The sequence below is a fragment of the Proteiniphilum saccharofermentans genome (assembly GCF_900095135.1).
GTDB classification, from domain to species: domain Bacteria; phylum Bacteroidota; class Bacteroidia; order Bacteroidales; family Dysgonomonadaceae; genus Proteiniphilum; species Proteiniphilum saccharofermentans.
On sequence record NZ_LT605205.1, the window covers coordinates 3,783,027 to 3,803,290 of the forward strand.

Here is a 20,264-nt window from a genome sequence, read left to right on the forward strand (position 1 = left end):
TCATCATATATTACATTAGAACTTTAAATTCAACTTTATACCAATACTGCGTGAAGGGGGATAACTCGTTGTTTCTAATCCGACCCCATTGTTGTCCGCAGTTACCGTATTTTCCGGATCCAAGCCTGCCATATTGGATTTATGCAACCACAGGATAGCCAGATTAGTCCCAACCAAAGAGACTGTACCGCCTTTCAGGAAGCCGGTTTCGGAAAACATTTTTTTCGGCAACTGGTACGACAGATAAGCCTCCCTCAATTTCAGGTAGGATCCATCGTAAACGGACAACTCCCTGTTGGAGTAATAGGATTGAAAGAAATCCTGGGCACCCGTCACAATATCGTTTTCGGCAAATTGTGAATTTTGAATATCGGCTTCGTCCAGTTGTGTAATCTTCACAAATTTCTGATCGGTCATGAAATCTTTCCCCAGAATCAATCCATTTTCACGAAAATCATTTCTTGCGGTATATTCAAGAATACCGGAATAGGCGCCAAACATATTGGAGACGCTGAAAATGTCGCCTCCCTTTCTCATATCGAGCAAAAAGCCAAAACCGAAGTTTTTATAGGTGAAATCATTGCGTAGTCCACCTGACCAGTCAGGAGTAACATTCCCCAGTTTCATGTTGGTTTGTGTACGCGGGCGACCGGCGTCATTTACGATGATGGCATTATCCGATTCCCTTCGAAGCATCCCGGTGCCATAAATTTCCCCCCAGGGAGCCCCGGGCCGGGCCTGAACAAAGGTGCTCCACTGGTTGCCGATCTCATAAGATTCCAGCTTTTCACCAGTATTAGGATCTGTATATAATTCATTGATCCTGCTTTTGTCCTTCGCCCAGTTAAGTGTCACATTCCATTCGAAATCGGTGGTTCTTACCGGAGTTCCCGTTAATTGCACTTCCACACCTTTATTGTTGAAGTTCCCGGCATTTACCAACATCGCATCATACCCTGTTGCCTTGGACACGGTAACCGAAAGTATCTGGTTGGTGGTCGTTTTGTTGTATAAAGCAATATCAAATCCAAGCCGCCCCTTAAACATACTGGCTTCCAAACCTATTTCTGAAGTTTCCACTTTTTCCGGCTCCAAAGTGGCGGGAGGAAAAGTCCTTGCCTGGTAATATTGGGTAATACCGTAAACGGTTGACGTTTCTGCTGTAAAATAGGGATCAATCATATAAGCACCTGTGGCTGAACCTACCTGTGCCCAGGATGCTCTTAATTTCAGGAATGTGAAGAGATCAGAATCAAGATTAAAAGCATCCAGCGGCAAAAAGCTCATACTAATGGAGGGATAGGAAAACGGTGTCCGTAAAGTGGAAGACCAGTCTTTTCTTAAAGTACCGTCCATATAAATGAAATTTTGATACCCTAAAGAGAGGGAAGCATACACACTATTGGTGCGAATCCGGGAATTATCCATGTTGGTGTATGGAGAGCCCTTGGCATTGCTTATCGTGAACAGGTCGGGGACTGTCAACGAATTAGCTCCAAGAATATTCCTTGACCAGTCTAAATTCCTGTAATTTGCACCGACAAACGCATTCACCGACAATTCCCCAAAATACTTATTGAAGTAAGCAATAAAATCCAGGTTCACCTCCGTATTTTTTTCATTGATCAGGCGGAACCAACCTCCATCCCACTGGCCTGCTCCGGCTAACATTTCGTTTGAACGGTAAGTGGTAATCGGATTCATTTCTGAATCATAATAATCTAACCCCATACGGCCTTCGAATCTCAAATATTCGGTCGGCTTAATAAATAACGAGGTTTTACCGAACACCCTGTTTTTCTGGACAGAATTGGTGTTCTTATATAAACTCCAGTAAGGATTGTTGTGATAGTTACTGTTCCAGTTGTACGGATACCCGTTGGGCATATCCTCCTGCCAATGCGCTTCCAGATCTTTCATGTCTATCTGACGGCCTGTCCACTGACCGAGAGACTGCATCGGGTTGCTGGCATTATACTCGGTGACCGGCAAATTATCGCTTTCCGTACGGGCATAGTTCAACACAAGGTCAAAATCCACCATTTCATGAATCTTCATCATCGAGTTCACATTTGCATTGTACCGTTTCAGGTCGGTATTCGGCAATGTTCCTTTTTGATCCCGAAAACCCAACGATAAACGCGTGGTAGCCCTCTCGGTGTTTGAAGTCAGCGAGACATTGTGACTCATGGTGTAACCTGTCCGGTAAAGGTCTTTCACATTATTCGGATTGGAAACCCATGGAGTAGGCTGATAAACACCATTTGCATCTACAGGACTGTTGAACTGCGGTATCATCAAACCGATATCAAGGCGGGGACCCCAACTTTCATCCACGCCATCGTTGACGCCTCCTCCTAAACCATTCACATATTTAAATCCATAACCGGGATCGTAACCACCCAATGCAAATTCCTGGTAACTACCGGTATAACCGTCCGCCTGGGCTTCCTTATAAAACCATTCATCACCCAGATAACCCTGCCCGTACTTATTCTGCATCCGCTGGATGCCATAGACCTGATCAGCATTAAAGTTGGCGTCATAGTCCACGGAAATTCCCTGTTTGTCCCTTGCTCCCGATTTTGTGGTAATTAAAATTACACCATGCCCGGCACGCATACCGTAAAGAGCAGCGGCAGCTCCACCTTTCAATACAGAAACAGATTCTATATCCTGCGGATTCACATCGTTCAATCCACTACCAAAATCGACACTGTTTTGACGGGTGGTACTATTGGAAACCGGCACCCCATCTATTACAACAAGAGGCTGATTATCCCCCAACGAACTATTACCTCTTAATACGATACGCGATGAAGCCCCTAATTGCCCACCAGCCTGATTCACCTGCATCCCTGCAACTTTCCCGCTCAATGATGAGATAACGTTGGGTGATGCCGCTTTCACCAGTTCATCCGCATTTACGTTTTGCACAGCCGAACCAAGCGATTTTTTCTCTCTTGTAATACCCAAGGCGGTCACGATGACCTCATCAAGCATCTCGGCATCCTCACTCAAGACGACCCTTACATTTGCACTAACGGGTACTTCTTGTGTTTGAAATCCCACATAGGAGATCACCAATATGCCACCGGCTGGAGCGGACAGGTCGAAATTTCCGTCCATATCGGTTACCGTTCCCTGCACGGTTCCTTTTATCTGGACCGTGGCACCGATCACCGGCTCCCCTGCCTCATCCACAACCGTACCACGTACCTGTGTCTGGGCAGTTACAATCCCTATTCCAATAAGGAACAGGGTCAAAAACATAGTTAGCTTTCTTTTCATACTCTATTTTTTTAAAATTAAATGATTCAAAAGATATATAATACCTTTTTTCTTTATAAAACCTAAACAATCTACCTTTTTAACATTTTAGAGTACAAAAATAAATCATATTAATCAAATAACGCCTATTTAATGTGTTAAAAGGATATTTTTTAACATTAACTTTTTGGAGGGTAATAAGAAAATTTTGCTTCTCCATCGCTACCCTTTACCTGTGTCTCTGGCTCCGGGTTACCATAAAAAAAACAGGGCGGGGAATCACTCCTGGCCCTGTCCGTCCTTTCAATAGTGTTTAATTTAACGTAGAGTTTATATTAATTGAAAGGGTATCTATATTTCGTGTAATTATAATCCTTATTTACCCAACACAATTGTCCAGGTACCTGAGAATGTTCCGGCATCAACTGATGCTGTTGCTTCAAAGGAAATCTTTGTATCACAGGCATTCACTATTCCCGTACCATTTCCAAAAGCGAAGTTATTATAAGCGGGATTGCCCCACCAAACACCTGAATTTGGCACCAGGATTTGTTTATCAAAGGAGATAGAATAATCCACGGGGTTAACCTTAATAATCAAAGGATTAGTTGCTTCCCCATTAAACAAACCCGCAATGCTCAATTCAGTATCTGATATTTTTGTCACTTCCACTTCGTGAGGGACTTCTTCCCACCAGGTATCCTCAGTGACGATACAAGTTCCGACGAAATCGTCTAAGACCAACTCACACACTACAGAATAACGTACATTGTATGAATATGCTCTACCGTTAACCCTCCAACCGGTTAATATTCTATTATTAAATCCGGTATGTTCAGTCCAACCGGGAACAACATAATCATCCTTCAATACCGCATTGGTAGTAAAGTAAAGTGTTTCTCCAATATCCGGTGTAGTAAGTCCAAATTTGCTATAAACATCGGCCATATCGATAGTAATCTCTGTAGGAAAAGTAGTGATATTGTCTACAACAACTTTAGCATCTCTTACAGTCTTGGTCCTATCCGGATTATCTTCGGTAGGGTCTGGAAGAACTCTTTCCAATACAGCAAACAACTGTCCATGTTTCAAGAAAGAATAATCGCCCTGCTGTTCAGGTATAGACAGCATTACTTTAAAATTCCCATCGGTCTGGCCTCTATATAACACACCATCCGTACCTTCAGAGCGCACTATATCTATTGCTACTCCTCTTTTTACATCATCAATGGGATAAGGCAATTCCTTGTCACAACTTTGTGCCGCAAAAAGCAAGGGCAGTATGAATAATATCAAATATATTTTTTTCATATTTTCTTTGTTTTTAAATTATTATTTATCCCAGAACACAAGGGGTACTGATACGTCATTCTTTTGCGGCATATTCGGATTTAACTCAGTTTCCGAATTGGTCGGATAGTAAAGCGAACGCGGGTAAGATGCCGGGGTGGAAAGTTCCACTCTCGCATCCGATTTCTCAGTATCACCACTTGGGTTAACGCCATATCCCGGCTCTTGTGTGTTATTGGGATTAAACAATACCGGGTAACCTGTGCGACGATAATCGGTATATGCGTCTATTGGATTCATAAAGTTATGGATCCATTTCTGGGTCATCACGATCCTCATTTTTCCTTCCGCATTAGCCGCATCATACTTTGCCAGTATCGCATCAATATATTCCGCTCTATCTTCAGCCGAAATCTTAGGGGCAGAGTTATTAGCTTTTTCATTTTCGTCAACCACACTATGGATGTGATCGATGGCTTCACTTATACCTTCACTCAAAAGAGTTCTGGCATCACCCGTGGTTTCACCGGCGAGAACAAGCTCCGTCAACATAAATTTAAGAGCAGCATAAGTTATCATTTTATGTGGAGCAATACCTGTAGCATTTGCAAGAGTAACACTACCTCCGTTACCATCATCATACTTACCACCAATAGGATATACTCCATATTTGGTCATTTGGTTACGATTATCCGCACCTGCGTTAGGCCCCATGGTGGCAAAAAATATTGACAAAAAGTTTCCGTTCCGATACTCATAATTATTGGTAGGCACATCACTGTCCTTCATTTGATTATAAAAATAGTAGGGAACCCGCGGGTCTTTTATCCCCGCGAAAGGATTGTCCGTAGTATTATAGGTCTGACCCATCATCGTTTCATAGAAGAATGGACTGACAAAGTGCGTATGTTGTCCCGTATACGATGAAAAAGCCGGATGGCGTTCATCTCTGGGACTGGTGTTATTGCTATACCAGAACTGAAAATCTTCATTTTTTCCAATAAATGCATTTTCTGAGATCAAGGCGTTAAATTTACCTTGCCAGTCTGTGATATCAGATTTCGCTTTACGCGAATGCAATAATAGTCTCAATTTAATGGTGTTATTCAATCTAACCCATTTAGCCACATCTCCGCCATAAAAGAAATCGTCTTTGCCCGGCTTTAAAGCGTTGGCTGCACTAGTATTTTGCAAATCTCCACGCCCCTCTTCCAACAGTGCAATAAGTGCATTATAAATATCCTTGCTGCTATCCGGCGCTGGCGCTGTGAGTCCGGGAACATTAAACTCTGAGAAAGGGATATCACCCCAAACGTCTACCATCACCGAAAAGGCATATGCTTTCAAAGTTTTGGCAATACCGGCATAAATCAGATTTTCATCCGGTTCTGCATATTCTATAATTGCCTCATAATCATTCAAAACATAAGTATAAAAATAATTCCATGAATTGAACGGATTATTCGCCGTAGGCCCCATTCCATAATTCGAATCTTCACGGGGATTCAAATAGTGTACATACGAACTCAAACCATAACCGATAAAATTCCCCTGACTTAATGCCTGCACCATAAAATATTGGCTACCCGAAAGAAGCTGATTCAATTCAGGGGTCGTTGGGCTATTAGGGCTTTTGTTTATATCAAGGTAGTCTTTTGTACAGCCTCCCAGATATATAACAATGGATAAAGCCAAAAAAAGTTTTACTATATTTTTCATCTTTATAATCATTTAAAAATTCGTTATCAGAATGTCAATCTCGCATTGAATGCTATCCTTCTTGTGGAAGGGGCACTTTCACGGTCAATACCCTGTACGTTTCCGCTACCAAAAGCATTGGATCCCGGGTCATAATTGGTATATTTCGGAAATCCGGGAGCAAAATACCAAAGGTTCCTTCCCACCACTGACAGATTTACTGAACCGAGGAATGTGTTCCGCAGCCACTTTTCAGGAAGATCATATCCAAACGATACTTCGCTCAGACGGAATACGGTTGCATCAAAAGTATTGAATTCATGGACACTATTAATAGAGAATGTATTCCCTTCTGATGGAGAGAACCACAAATCGTTTTCCGACAACTGAATCGTATTTGGTATTTTATTTCCATTTGCGTCCTTCAAAGGCTCCCTTGTATTTGGGTCACCCAACACACCGGGTAGAATACGCGTACCCAAACGGTCTTCGGTATCCTTAGTCAAACCACGCCCCAGAAGGTCTGAAGCAGGCCCTGAAGACAAGACACCACCAACCCTGGCGTCAAAAATTACGCCCAAAGAGAATCTTTTGTAGCTAAATGTATTGTTAACCGACAGCCTGAAATCGGGATAAGGATCTCCCAAGTCACCCAGTTCGGTTTCTGCTATATAAGCTCCACTATTGGGATTCACAAGCATATTCCCTTCATCATCCCGGGCAATCACTGTACCACGGAGAAATCCATATGGAAGACCTGGTTTCAAAGTAGGTTGCGGTTCGGAAGTAGAACCCGTGGATAGGGTGATTTGTTCTACGCCATCAACCAACGAAATAACTTTACTGATGTTCTTTGTAAAAGTACCGGTTATATCCCATTTGAATGAGTTTCTTAAATTCACCGGCACAAAGTTGACCCCTATCTCTACCCCTTTGTTATTCAATTCGCCGAAGTTGGTGTAATAGGTCCTTGATCCTGTGGAAGAGGGTAAACTTAACGGAGCTATCTGATCAGTCGTTGATCTGTTGTACCATGTGAAATCTATACCAATACGATTCTGGAAAAACCGCAATTCTGCTCCCAACTCAACCTCAGTAGTAAACTCAGGTTTTAATTCAGGATCATAAGAAGTTGTGGGCAACAACATGATAGGATTGCCCCCAAATGGAGTATCCTGAAGATAGGTTCCATTTACATAATACGGGGATGCATCGTTACCCACACGTCCCCAGGCTAAACGCACTTTACCAAAGTCCAGGATATCGGAATTGAGTTCAAAAGCATCACTAAACACAAACGAACCGGTAACTGCCGGATAATAGTAACTGTTGTTTTGTATCGGCAAAGTGGAAGAGTGGTCGTTACGCAAAGTAAGATTCAAAAAAGCATAATTCTTGTAATCCAACAAAGCATCAGCATATATCGCCCATAACCTTCTTTTGCTTGTAGACTCTCCCGCTGTTTGTTCCTGCGTATTACCCACATTATATATGCCTTTGAATATCATTATATTACCCTCCTGGTCAGCCCTATGGGTCGTCCGTTGATTGACATTATGTCCAACAGTAACTCTTAAATTATAGTCCTCATTAAACTTATGTTTGAAGGTTAGATTAAAATTCGACTCGATCTCCTGTGTAGTATAGCTGTCATTGGTAATCTGCCCTTGCCCTGCAAAACCAGAAGGGCCTACTGATCCAATATTGATTACCTGCTTACGATCCATCTCATATTGATTCCAACCGAATTGATAACCTGCCGACAACCAATCGGTAAAATCATAAGCGGCATTTACCGTACTGACAGTACGATCCATCACACTGGTGATAGTATTGTATTTCCAAGACCATAATGGATTGTCAACACCACCGAAAGCCATTAAGTTTCTTCCGTCAGGCGTTTCGTAGGGCAAATTCGGGAGATCCACATTTCGCGGCACCAACATGGCACGAGCAAAAGAACTCACCGAGCCACCGTAATTTCCGGCACCAAAGAAAGGTCCATTCTGGACTGTCCTCGAATAGGATACAGTTCCTCCGACGGTAAGGCCATTATCCAGTTTTTGATTTCCCCCTACACTGAATGAGGTACGATCGAATTCGGAATAAGGCACATAACCATCCTGAGCAAGATTGGAGACCGTAATACTGAAATTACCTTTATCATTGTAACTCATGATATTCACAGAATTATCCAAAACACTACCATTCCTGAACAGATCCTTCACATTATTCGGATATGCCTGATAGGGAATTCTTGGTCCCAATTCTGGATAAACAGCATTAATGGTCGAGTACAAAGGTATGGTTTCATTTCCTGGAGAACCAAAAGCCGGCCCCCAAGAACCGTTCGCATTGGAATAGGTGAAATTAGATCCTTGTCCATAAGTATTCTGATACTCGGGAAGTGAAGCAATCGATTCTGTAGTATAGGAAGAGGTTAATGTTACTTCAAATCCTTTTTGGGATGGACGTACTCTTTTACTTCCTGCTTTTGTGGTGATCAGAATAACACCATTGGCGGCACGGCTACCATAAAGGGCTGCAGCGGCGGCACCTTTCAATACGGTCATACTCTCGATATCGTTGGGATCGAGGGTGGCAAGACCAGTTCCGTATGCACCTGCGGTGGTTAACCTATTCCCTGTAGTTACCTCTGAATTACTGTAAGGAAGACCATCCACAACATATAACGGGTCATTGTTTCCTAAAAATGAAGAGTTTCCCCTGATCAGTACTTTCGTGGCACTACCGGGCGTAGCCGAAGAGGCTCCCACATGCACACCGGGGATTTTACCATCTAACGAACGGAAAAGGTCTGGCTCCGCTTTCTGAATAGCTTCAGCCGGATCAACAATCGTCTGTCCATAGCCTGCAGCACGCGGCGGACGTGTTATACCCATGGCTCCCACAATAACCACTTCGCTTAGTAATTGTGCATCTGAAACCATTACTACCCGTACACTCGCACTTACCGGTACTTCCTGAGTTTGCATCCCCACATAGGAAATAACCAACGTACCACCCGCAGGGGCCGAGAGGTTAAAATTCCCGTCGATATCGGAAACGGTTCCCTGCGACGTTCCTTTGAGTTGGATGGTAGCACCAATCACAGGTTCGCCCGTTTCATCCACCACGGTACCCCGTACCTGTGTCTGAGCCGTTACAATCCCTATCCCAATAAAGAACAGGGCTAAAAACATCATTAGCTTTCTTTTCATACTCTACTACTTTTTTAATTAATAATTCATTCGAAATAAAATTCTGGTTTTATTACAAAAAGTGAGGGTATATACGGCTTCTCTGATTCGTGAAGACGCATCATACCCTGTATTATGTTGTTGTGGTTTGTCGGGAAATGTAAAGTTTCAAAGTAAGGCAAAAAGACTGGGGTAATATTTGCTGATATTGTTTCCAGAAAACACAAAAGGGATTGCCGCCCTGACAAGGCAGACATAGATATACCGACCTTGTTCAAGACCAGCAAAAAAAGATATCGCACGCCGAAAACAGACTTCGACATGAAACTAAAAAAACAAATAAAACGGGATGATAACCTTTTAAGAAAAAGAGATCGGAGAGACTTTAAGAGGTTATAAAGCGATTTGCCCCCCCCGTTAAGGTTTGTCAACAAAAAGGGGAGTATTGTATTATTTTCTAACTTTAATCTCATCTGTCTCTACTTTTTCAAATAATTTGTCACAAATTTATATCATTCTATTTTAATTTCACAATTTTATTTTATGAAAAATCGTTTTTTAACATATTGGGAAGGCAAATGGGAGAAAAGTGAGCAAATTTCGTTACATTGTGCAACATGCTTCTAACGGACAGGAGCACTTAACAACTCTTCCAATGTTCTTTGCAAGTCTTCCCCTTTGAGATTTCGCGCTACAATTGCACCTTCTTTATCTATAAGGAAGTTCGCAGGAATAAGCCTCACTCCATACTCTTTGACGCCTTGTCCTGCCCAGGCATTCCCATCTATCAGTTGCGGCCAGGCAAGACTATCCGTTTCTATTGCCTTAAGCCAAGGTGCAGCACTATTATCCAAAGATATCCCCACTATCTCGAAACCTTTGGACTTATATGTATCATAGGCCTTTACTAAATTTGGATTTTCTTTACGGCACGGCGCACACCATGAAGCCCAAAAATCGACAAGCACATAACCCTGGCCCAAATAGTCCGAAAACTTCACTTTATTGCCATCCCTGTCGGTTGCTTCAAAGTCGGGCGCTTTTTGTCCAACGGCGACTTTGTCCAATGTGTTTGCCAATTCATCAAGCACTTTCACATAGTCCGTACCTTTTAGCGAAGGATCGAGCAGATCAATATTAGCCTTTATCTCGTCCGGCGACAAACGATAGGAATAATAACGGTAGAACACATACAGCGCGGCAATAGAAGAGGGATTCTCCCTGATCACCTCACTTATATCCGAAACTTTACGGTTTCTGATATCAATAAACAGGTCGTGCTCTTCAGAACCTTTTACTACGGTGTTTTTAAAGCCGTCAACAGTATCAAGATCCACAGTAATAGGGTTATTGTCGAGAAAAACGAGGTAGGAATAAAAAGGATTCGTTCCCGATCCTTCTAACGACAGACCATATATCTCCGGCAGCTTAACTTGGGTATCGAACTCGAATTTTCCATCTTTTATCTCTGTAGAGTCTATCGTAAAGAAAGATTTATTCTCGTACCGTTGCAGGTAGATCTTACCCGATGACTCATTCTTTACCGTACCTGAAAGATTTAATTTGTCAGGATTCTTTTCACAGCTCACCATCAATAAGGCCAAAGCTGCAATAGCGATAGGAAATAGATTCTTCTTCATATTACTTGTTTTTTAAATTTATTATTCATTTATCAATTCATTGGTCAATATCTCTGAATTCGGAATGGGAAATACATAGCCTTCATCGGCCGGACCTACCTGGCGGGCAGTCAGGCTGGCCAGTGAAGGCTTGCCGGGGAACGTCTGCAAATCGCGCAAAATATCGTTTGCCCTGAAACCTTCGCCCAGAAGTTCGATACGTCTTTCGACCCTGATTGTAGTCAATATCTGATCTTGCGCCAATGCCTGTGCAGGGAAAATATAAGCAGCATCGGAACGATTGCGGACAGCCTTCAACAATGCGACCGCCTTATTCAGGTCACCGCTGGTACTGCGGGCTTCAGCCTCTGCATAGTTAAGAAGCACTTCCGGATAACGGATTACCGGAATATAATCTATCGCAGGACTCACCTTCGTATACTTGGCTAGCAGATACAACCCGAGACTACTGTTATATGAGACAAAATTGCGCCGCGCGTCGGATTCCCGCCATTCGGTATCGGATATTATCCCTGCAGGCTCTGTGTTAAGCACAAAATCAGGCGCACTGTAATATACATTTGCCAAAGCAGCGCCACCGGGAGGATCCGCAACGGTCATAGGCATGGAGAACACCGATTCGGTTGTTGTATAATCGGCATTGAAAATAGTGGTGATATCCGCATTCAATGCATGTGTGACACCTGTCGTAGCTGAAAACGGCGCTTCATCCTGGGGAACTATCTTTTTAGCTTCTTCTATCACCTTGTCAAACTCGCCTTTATTCAAATAGACTCTTGTCTTCAAAGCAATCGCCGTATTTTTATGAGCACGGGTAGTATTCAGCAGAGCCGATGAATAACTTTCCGGCAAATTGACTTCGGCATAATCAAGATCCTCGATTATTTGCTTATACACATCAAATACCGTACTACGGGCCAGATTATTATTCGCCGATGACACCTCAGCCTGCAATCTTAAAGGCACAGCCTTGTCCTGGCCCCCGCTTTCGATATAAGGCCGGCCATAAAAAGTAACCAGATGGAAATAAGCCAATCCCCTCAGGAACCTTGCCTCTGCAATATAATTGCGTTTTTGCCCGTCGCTGATAACACCCTCCGACCTGTCCAACCCTTCTATCAGGACATTGGCATTGTTTATCACAACATAGGCTTGCTCCCATACACTGTTTATATCACCGGTAAGGTTTGTAAAACTATTGGCCCACACATATCCCCCTGCCAAGGCATTTTCGGTGCGGATGACAAAATCTTCGCCACGCAGGTCTCCATACTGTACCAGGCGCCCGCTATACAGGTTGGCACTCTTCAGCGACCGGTACGCTCCATTCACCAACCCTTCTATACGGGCAGGGGTGTCAAAGATCGTTGCCGAACTGAGGGATGTTTGGGAAGTCTGATCGAGAAGGTCGTCACAGGAACTCACAAAGCCTAATGAGACAAGAACGGCTGCAATCACTATATTTCGTTGTATATGCTTATATTTATATATAGAAGTATTCATAATTGTATCTTTTTAGTTTGTTTTAGAATGTAACATTCACTCCGAAGGTAAAGGTCCGTCCCAAACCGGCGGTGTTATATTCAACACCCGGTGCGGTATTTGAATTCCCGTTTGCCGACACTTCCGGATCGATACCACTGTAACCGGTTATAATGAACGCATTGGTTACTTGCCCGTAAACCCTTACCGCACTAAGCCTTGAAAAACCAAGAGCACTCTCAGGCAGGTTATAGGCGAATACCACATTCTGCAGGCGAAGGAAATCACCTTTTTCCACATGCTCTGAGATAGGGACCGATCCACCGAAGGAGATCCTGTCCCCATTTATGATCCTAGGGATATCGGTCTGCTGCCCGGGAGAAGTCCAACGTCGTAAAATATCGGTAGAATTGTTGAAAAATATCTGGTCGGTCAAGGTGGACCTGGTCCTGTTCATCACATAATTCCCTCCGGCATAGGTAAAGTTCAGATTGAGTTCAAAGTCTTTGTACGTAAGATTACTTGCCAATCCTCCGTACCACTTGGGAAGAGCATTTCCCAAAACATAAAAGTCATCTCCCGAAAGAGCTTCTGCCGTAGATCCGTCAAGATACGTCCACCTGTTCAAGCCGTTATATTGCACCTCTTCCCCTTTTCCATTAAGGAATACACGCTGGCCATTCTCCGGATTCACATACAGGGTTTTAAGACCATAAAGGCTCCCTATCGGTTCCCCTACACGGGTTATATTGGTGTTACCGCTACCGGTGGAAGCGATGATATCCTGATTTTCATCCGCAAGGGATGTCACTTTGTTGCGTAGATTGGTATAATTGAAATTCAGGTTCCATGTAAGATCTTTTCTTCGGATCACTTCATATCCTATACCAAACTCAATACCTCTGTTGTACATGGACCCTACATTGGCAAGGATAGAATTTCCCGGTATTCCTTTCGATGGGGACTGTGCCACACTCAGGATCAACCCGTTCACATTGTTATTGAAATAGGTCAGTTCGGCATTGAGGCGGTTCGTAAAGGCACTCACTTCGATTCCCACATTGGTCTGTTCACTGGTTTCCCAGCTGAGATCCGGATTTCCCTGTTGTGTAATACTCCAGGTCGCGGCGCTGCCATAGAGGTAGGAAGAGTATAGGTCGTACGAACTATAATCGTTTTCAAGATTACCGTTACCTACCTGCCCCCAGCTGGCATTCAATTTCACATTGTCGAATGTACGGGCCAAGGGGGATGACTTGAAGAAACTTTCTTCAGACAGCAGCCAACCACCCGACACACCGCCGAAGTTCCCGTATTTACGGCCTTCCGCCAGGGCAGAATTTCCGTCCCTCCGGAAGTTACCGGTAAGAAAGTAACGCCCTTTGAGATCATAACTAAGACGGGAGAAAAGAGAGGCAAAGACCCTTGTACCTTTCCTGTTTCCGGAAGCAACCACATTAGCCCATCCTCCCTGATAGTACTCGAAAAAATCATCGGAAGCATTGGTGGCATTGGCACCCCACGCCGACAGTTCATTGTACTGGATGTCCGTTCCAAGCAGTGCCGACAGGTGATGATCTTTCAGAAAAGTTTCATTGAACGAAAGCGTATTCGTCCATGCCTGATTCTGGCGTGTAATTGTCACGTTGGTCACCGACCCGCCACTGTTATAGCCACTCGAACCAAGTTCTGGACTTAGAAAAGTGATATTTTCGGTCTTCACACGATCAATCGCATAAGTCGTTGTCAGTTCCACCTGTTTTACGGGTCTGATGCTCGCGCTTATATTGCTTATCACGTGGTCATTCTGGGAAGTGTAACGGGACAAATCGAACAAAGCCGCAGGATTGTAAAGGGGGATGGTCGTCTTGTTGTTTCCCGATCCCAGTGTGCCGCTATTGGGATTTAAGTGGTAACTGCCATCGTCATTATATGCACCTACATTGGGTGGCAAGACCAGCGCAAGACGGGCCGCACCCGTTGTGGTCATGGAGGCCCCCGGAAGACTGCCCGTGTCGTAGGATTTGTTTTCGCTTACATTATACACTGCACCTGCCGTTAATTTAAGCCAGTCGGTGACCCTGTTATCCAGGTTGAAGCGGATTCCCTTTCTCTGGAAATCATTACCAACCAGAATCCCTTCCTGGTCGGAATAATTCAGCGACAAATAGTAATTCACCTTCTCCGAACCTCCCGCCACACTCAGTGAATGATTGTGTGAGACCGCTGTCCTGTATATATAGTCCCTCCAGTTTGTATCGACAATACTTCCGTCAGGATTGTAAGACAAAAAATAGACCGGCTCTCTCTGCGTTCCATCTATCGCCGTTGCATTGGCTATCGATTCGTTCTTAATATCGGTATACTGTTGCGCATTCAACACGTTGGGCAATCGGGTGGCATTTGTAAATCCTACCCAGCTTTCATAGTGAGTAGTGGCATGTCCCGCTTTACCTCTCTTGGTGGTTACCAGTATTACGCCACCGGCAGCCTTCGACCCGTAAATGGCGGTCGATGCCGCATCCTTCAGGATGTCAATGGAAGCAATATCGGCCGGGTTTATATCTCCCAACGGGTTGTTTGCCGCACGGTTGGTAGAAATATCACCTGTACTTAACGGAATCCCATCCACCACGATCAGAGGGTAAGAACTCAATGAAATTGAATTAACGCCCCTTATGCGTATCACCGCCGGAGCATTCAACTGTCCGTTAGGCAAAGCAATACTTACACCGGCGGCCTTACCTTGCAGCGCCTGATCGAAACTCTGCACCGGCAGCTCTTTCACGAGATCGCCACTGATAGAGGCCACCGAACCCGTAAACTCCCGTCGGGATTGGGTCCCGTAACCAATAACCACCACTTCATTCAATATATTACGCTCTTCGGCCAGGGTCACAATGACAGGCTCCCCGGAATCATAGACATCAATTTCCTGTGCCGTATAACCGATAAAGCTCACCTCCAGCGTAACCGGCAACGACTGATCGATGGTAAGATTGAAATTACCTTCTTCATCACTCACTGTTCCGGTATTTGTTGACTTTATCATTATCGTGGCTCCCGGCAACGGGTTATTGTCCCTGTCAACCACCGTTCCCTGTATCGCGTTTTGTCCATAAGCAAGGAAAGAAAAAAGGAAAAATACTAAAAAAACAGCCATCGGTTTTATTAGTATCGTGTATACATTGTTATTCCTGAAAAAAAATTCTGATCGTTTCATATTCTAATGCAAAAAATAATAATTCACTATATTCCAATTGGTGTATATATTTTATATTTGAATTGTAAAGATTTCCCAAGCCGGACATACACCTAAAAAAACTCCCCCGAAGATATATCGGAGGAGTTTTCCCATATTTACAGTATGCACTCTTCTATCCGATACGTTGTCGTGGCAAACACATGCACATAGACATACATCCACAACAACAGGCAGCCACAAACGATGTGGAAGAGAGTATAGAGGAGCACTGGATATTTATTGAAGTCAGCATTGGCGATTTCTTTGAAAGTCAATATACTTTAATTTAAACCTAAAAAGCCCTCTCGACATGTATCGGGAGGGCTTTCATATTCTTTATTTATCAAATATCTTAGCTTATCCGACACAACAGTGTCCGAACATCATACACATAGGGCAACACATTGCGCTAAATGCATTCATGTTCAAACTGTTATATTGGATATAAATACTTTTCATTATCTATCAAAGTTAGACTATCTCAAAAGTTTATCCTTTCAGGAGTCCGGGACAAAAGTAAAATTTAATATTATACAAGCAAAACAAAGAATAACTATTTAACATTAATTAAAGGCAACTCGCTTTCATTTTAACACCAAACCTGCGCCTATCGTTTACTTTTGCCATTAATCATGTCTTTATAGTTAGCTTTTAATATTCATTACCCGCCGACCCGTGTAAGTTCCTTTTTGATCTTTTCAAGTGTTTTTTCACTCACAGGAACCAGCGGCAGGCGGAGCTTGTTGTGGATCATGCCTTTTAAATGGAGCAGGCATTTTACCCCTGCCGGATTGCCTTCTACAAACATAAGATGGAATAATGTCTCAAAATCGGCATTCATCTTACGGCGCGCATCAGCAGCATTGCCTTCCAGGGCATTCTTCACCAACCATACCATTTCAACCGGAAAAGCATTGGCAAATACCGAGATCACTCCTATCCCGCCAAGCGCAATCACATCAGTAGTAATGGCATCATCCCCTGAAATAACGTCAAACCCTTCAGGAGCCTTGTCTATGATCTCCTTGATCTGATTGAGATCGCCCGAAGCCTCTTTCACCGCTACAATATTGCCACAGTCTTTCGCCAAACGTAATGTAGTTTCGGCCGTCATATTCACACCCGTCCTTCCGGGCACATTATAAAGTATGACAGGTAGCGGGGAGGCCTGAGACAAAACACAGTAATGTTGATAGAGGCCTTCCTGTGTAGGCTTATTATAATAAGGTGTGACGGATAGAATGGCGCTTATCCCTGAAAAATCGGTACTTTCCAAGTCATTTACCAAGTCGGCGGTATTGTTACCTCCTATCCCCATCACTACCGGAATTTTACCGTTCACCTGTTCTACTATAAAACGCACCACTTCGTGCTTCTCCTTCTTTGAAAGTGTGGGAGTCTCGGCCGTGGTACCCAAAGCCACAATATAGTCTGTGCCGCTCTCCAGATGAAATTGCACCAACCGGGAAAGTGCTTCATAATCTATGGAATTATCCTCTTTAAAAGGGGTGATTAGGGCCACCCCCAAGCCTCTGAGATCAACTTTTGACATGAAAGGTATATTTTTTCCAGCAGTTTATTCACGGAACACTCATTTAAAAAACAAAATGATTCCGAATCACAAAGGTATATATTTTTAATTAAGTCAGAAATTTTATTCACGGTGATAGAATAAAATCGTTCTGATAATGTTATCTTTGCGGTGAAGTGAGTAAATAGTAATCGTATGCAATTTAACCCTGAAACATACCGTATGCCGGATATCCCTATGCAGCCGTTTATCGACACGGCTGAGATATGGGATTATCTGAATAATACCCCTTCCTCACCCGAAAAAGTACGGCGGATCATCGATAAGTCGCTGGCAAAGAATCGCCTGAACCTGAAGGAGACAGCGACCCTTATCAATGCGAACGACGAAGAATCAATAAGACTTATCAAAGAGGGAGCCAAAGCACTCAAGACAAAGATATACGGCAACCGTATCGTACTGTTTGCGCCCCTTTACGTAGGCAATAAGTGTGCTAATGACTGCATTTATTGTGGTTTCAGGGTCTCAAACAGGGAACAGGTGAGGAAAACACTTTCCAGGGATGAATTGATAAAAGAGATCGAAGCCCTGGAAGAGAGTGGACAGAAAAGGTTGATACTGGTCTTCGGAGAGCATGCCGAATACAATCCCGGATTTATCGCGGAGACGGTGAAAACAGCCTATAGCGTAAAAAAGGGGCGCGGTGAAATCCGGCGGGTGAATATCAATGCGGCTCCGCTGGATATAGAAGGATTCCGCATGGTGAAAGAGGCGGGCATCGGCACCTATCAGGTATTTCAGGAGACTTATCACCGGGAAGCATATAAAAATTATCATCTATGGGGAAAGAAAGCCGATTATGACTACCGGCTCACTTCACTCGACCGGGCACAAGAGGCCGGTCTGGATGATGTAGGTATCGGCGCGTTGATCGGCCTTTATGACTGGCGCTTCGAAGTGATGGGACTGGTACGCCATACCAATCATTTGGAGGCATGCTATAACGTAGGGCCGCATACCATCTCTTTTCCCAGGATTAAAGATGCTTCGATGCTCAGGATAGGGAAGCATTATTTCGCTTCCGATGAAGAATTTACCCGTCTGGTAGCAATCCTGCGTCTGGCTGTGCCTTATACAGGCATGATCCTTACCGCCCGCGAACCGGCAACACTGCGTAATGAACTGATACAATATGGTGTGTCACAAATTGACGGCGGAACAAAAATAGAATTGGGCAGTTATGTTTCCCAACAGAAGAATCTCGACCTGAACAGGAGCCAGTTCCATATCAACGACGACCGTTCACTCAATGAGGTCATCGAAGAGTTGCTGCAACAGGGGATGCTCCCTTCGTTCTGCACTGCCTGCTATCGTCTCGGCAGAACCGGTGAACACTTCATGGAGTTTTCAGTCCCGGGTTTTATCAAACGGTTCTGCACACCCAATGCGATACTCACACTGGCAGAATATCTGGAAGACTATGCACCCGAAACAACCGCGCAAAAAGGATGGAAAGTGATAGAGAAAAATATGGATGAACTGAATGAAAAAATGCAGAATGAGGTGAGGGATAAAATCGCCAGGATCAAACAGGGAGAGAGGGATCTATATCGTTAATTATGAGCATAAACAGTTTACATATCGGTATATTCGGCCGTAGAAATACGGGCAAGAGTTCGTTAATCAACATGCTCACCGGACAAGATATCTCCATTGTGTCTAACTTCCCGGGAACGACGACCGATCCAGTAAAAAAATCGGTGGAGATCTTCAATATCGGGCCGGCCATACTGATCGATACTGCCGGAATAGATGATCTGGGAGAGATCGGAAACAAAAAAATCCGGAAATCACAGGAAGTAATCCGGAAAGTCGATTGTGCCATCCTTCTGATTGCCGGTAATCAGTTTGGCGATTATGAGGTGCAACTGATCGAACAATTTAAAAAGAATGAGGTACCTTATCTTTTCGCCCATAACAAAAACGATATCGACAAAATCGCCGCCATCACCGTAACCGCCATTAAACAGCACTCCAATGCGGAGATCATCGATTTCAGTACTATCAATCCGGCCGATAAAGACAGGTTAATCACCGCATTAAAACGGATCATTCCTGCAACGGCTTTTCAAAGGAGTTCATTGATCGGCGACCTGGTACGCCCAAAAGATGTGGTACTACTCGTCACACCCATCGATAGCGAAGCACCGGAAGGGCGAATGATCCTACCACAAAATCAAACAATCCGTGATGCACTCGACAACCAGTGTGTGACAGTAGTAGTAAGGGAGAGCGAGATCCCCGACTTTCTACAATTAGGCATCAAGCCTGCATTGGCAATTACCGACAGTTCGGTGTTCGGGATTGTGGCTGAAGCACTCCCGGAAGAAATCCCTCTAACCAGTTTCAGCATTCTCTTCGCCCGTATGAAAGGTAATTTCACGGCATTTTTGGAAGGTACGCCACATATCTCCCGGCTCAAAGACGGCGACCATATCCTTTTACTGGAAAGTTGTACACATCAGACCAGTTGTGACGATATAGGCAGGGTGAAAATCCCGAAGTTGCTACAGCAATTCACCGGAAAACGACTCCATTTCACGGTCGTTTCGGGGCTCTCAGAACTTCCCTCGAATATACGGAATTTTTCCCTCGTCATCCAATGCGGCGGCTGCATGATCACCCGCAAGCAGTTGCTCAACCGGCTTCACCCCTTTATTCAACAGGGTGTACCGGTAACCAATTACGGGATGGTGCTGGCATATATCCATGGGATTTTCAGGAGGGCGACCAAGATGCTCGAAAAGGAACCAGTGAACCTGCCCCTGTTTCCCGACAACTGAAACAGCACATAAAAAAGACAATGCTCAGGATAGTCATTTCTTTTACAAAAGACCTTATCAAGAGAA

The 20,264-nt window shown here is 44.0% G+C and carries 11 protein-coding genes; 3 read left to right on the forward strand and 8 right to left on the reverse strand.

All coding sequences use genetic code 11. The features are described from left to right. Positions 1-15: 15 nt before the first annotated feature. The 7 genes from PSM36_RS14755 to PSM36_RS14790 form a co-directional block, all read right to left on the reverse strand. A complete protein-coding gene (locus PSM36_RS14755) occupies positions 16-3,291 on the reverse strand; it encodes a SusC/RagA family TonB-linked outer membrane protein (RefSeq protein ID WP_076931563.1) in 3,276 nt (1,091 codons plus the stop codon). Between the two features lie 354 nt (positions 3,292-3,645). Next, entirely contained in the window at positions 3,646-4,581 is a 936-nt protein-coding gene (locus PSM36_RS14760) for a hypothetical protein (protein WP_076931564.1), read from the reverse strand. A gap of 21 nt (positions 4,582-4,602) precedes the next feature. After that, positions 4,603-6,279 (reverse strand): SusD/RagB family nutrient-binding outer membrane lipoprotein, encoded by a 1,677-nt coding sequence (locus PSM36_RS14765; RefSeq protein WP_076932301.1) that lies wholly within the window; start codon positions 6,277-6,279, stop codon positions 4,603-4,605. Positions 6,280-6,305: 26 nt separating this feature from the next. Then, positions 6,306-9,479: a SusC/RagA family TonB-linked outer membrane protein gene (locus PSM36_RS14770; protein WP_076931565.1), complete on the reverse strand. Its 3,174-nt coding sequence runs from the start codon at positions 9,477-9,479 to the stop codon at positions 6,306-6,308. Positions 9,480-10,081: 602 nt separating this feature from the next. Next, on the reverse strand, positions 10,082-11,098 hold the full coding sequence (locus tag PSM36_RS14780) for a TlpA disulfide reductase family protein (protein ID WP_076931567.1): 1,017 nt from the start codon (positions 11,096-11,098) through the stop codon (positions 10,082-10,084). A 21-nt stretch (positions 11,099-11,119) separates the two neighbouring features. Beyond that, positions 11,120-12,601, reverse strand: coding sequence for a RagB/SusD family nutrient uptake outer membrane protein (locus PSM36_RS14785; protein WP_076931568.1), 1,482 nt, complete (start codon positions 12,599-12,601; stop codon positions 11,120-11,122). A gap of 22 nt (positions 12,602-12,623) precedes the next feature. Beyond that, positions 12,624-15,743, reverse strand: a complete 3,120-nt coding sequence (locus PSM36_RS14790) for a SusC/RagA family TonB-linked outer membrane protein (RefSeq protein WP_232001468.1) — start codon at positions 15,741-15,743, stop codon at positions 12,624-12,626. Between the two features lie 242 nt (positions 15,744-15,985). On the opposite strand from PSM36_RS14790, the gene PSM36_RS17810 reads away from it, so the two are divergent. Beyond that, the gene (locus PSM36_RS17810) at positions 15,986-16,114 is read left to right on the forward strand and encodes a hypothetical protein (RefSeq protein ID WP_262503448.1); all 129 of its coding nucleotides are present in this window, start codon (positions 15,986-15,988) and stop codon (positions 16,112-16,114) included. Between the two features lie 371 nt (positions 16,115-16,485). Here PSM36_RS17810 and dapA read toward each other — a convergent pair whose 3' ends face one another. Beyond that, complete coding sequence (gene dapA, locus PSM36_RS14795) at positions 16,486-17,376, reverse strand: 4-hydroxy-tetrahydrodipicolinate synthase (RefSeq protein ID WP_076931570.1); 891 nt, start codon at positions 17,374-17,376, stop codon at positions 16,486-16,488. A 174-nt stretch (positions 17,377-17,550) separates the two neighbouring features. Between dapA and hydG the strand changes: the two genes are divergently transcribed. After that, complete coding sequence (gene hydG / locus PSM36_RS14800) at positions 17,551-18,972, forward strand: [FeFe] hydrogenase H-cluster radical SAM maturase HydG (protein WP_076931571.1); 1,422 nt, start codon at positions 17,551-17,553, stop codon at positions 18,970-18,972. A 2-nt stretch (positions 18,973-18,974) separates the two neighbouring features. After that, positions 18,975-20,198, forward strand: a complete 1,224-nt coding sequence (gene hydF, locus PSM36_RS14805) for a [FeFe] hydrogenase H-cluster maturation GTPase HydF (protein ID WP_076931572.1) — start codon at positions 18,975-18,977, stop codon at positions 20,196-20,198. Positions 20,199-20,264: the final 66 nt, after the last annotated feature.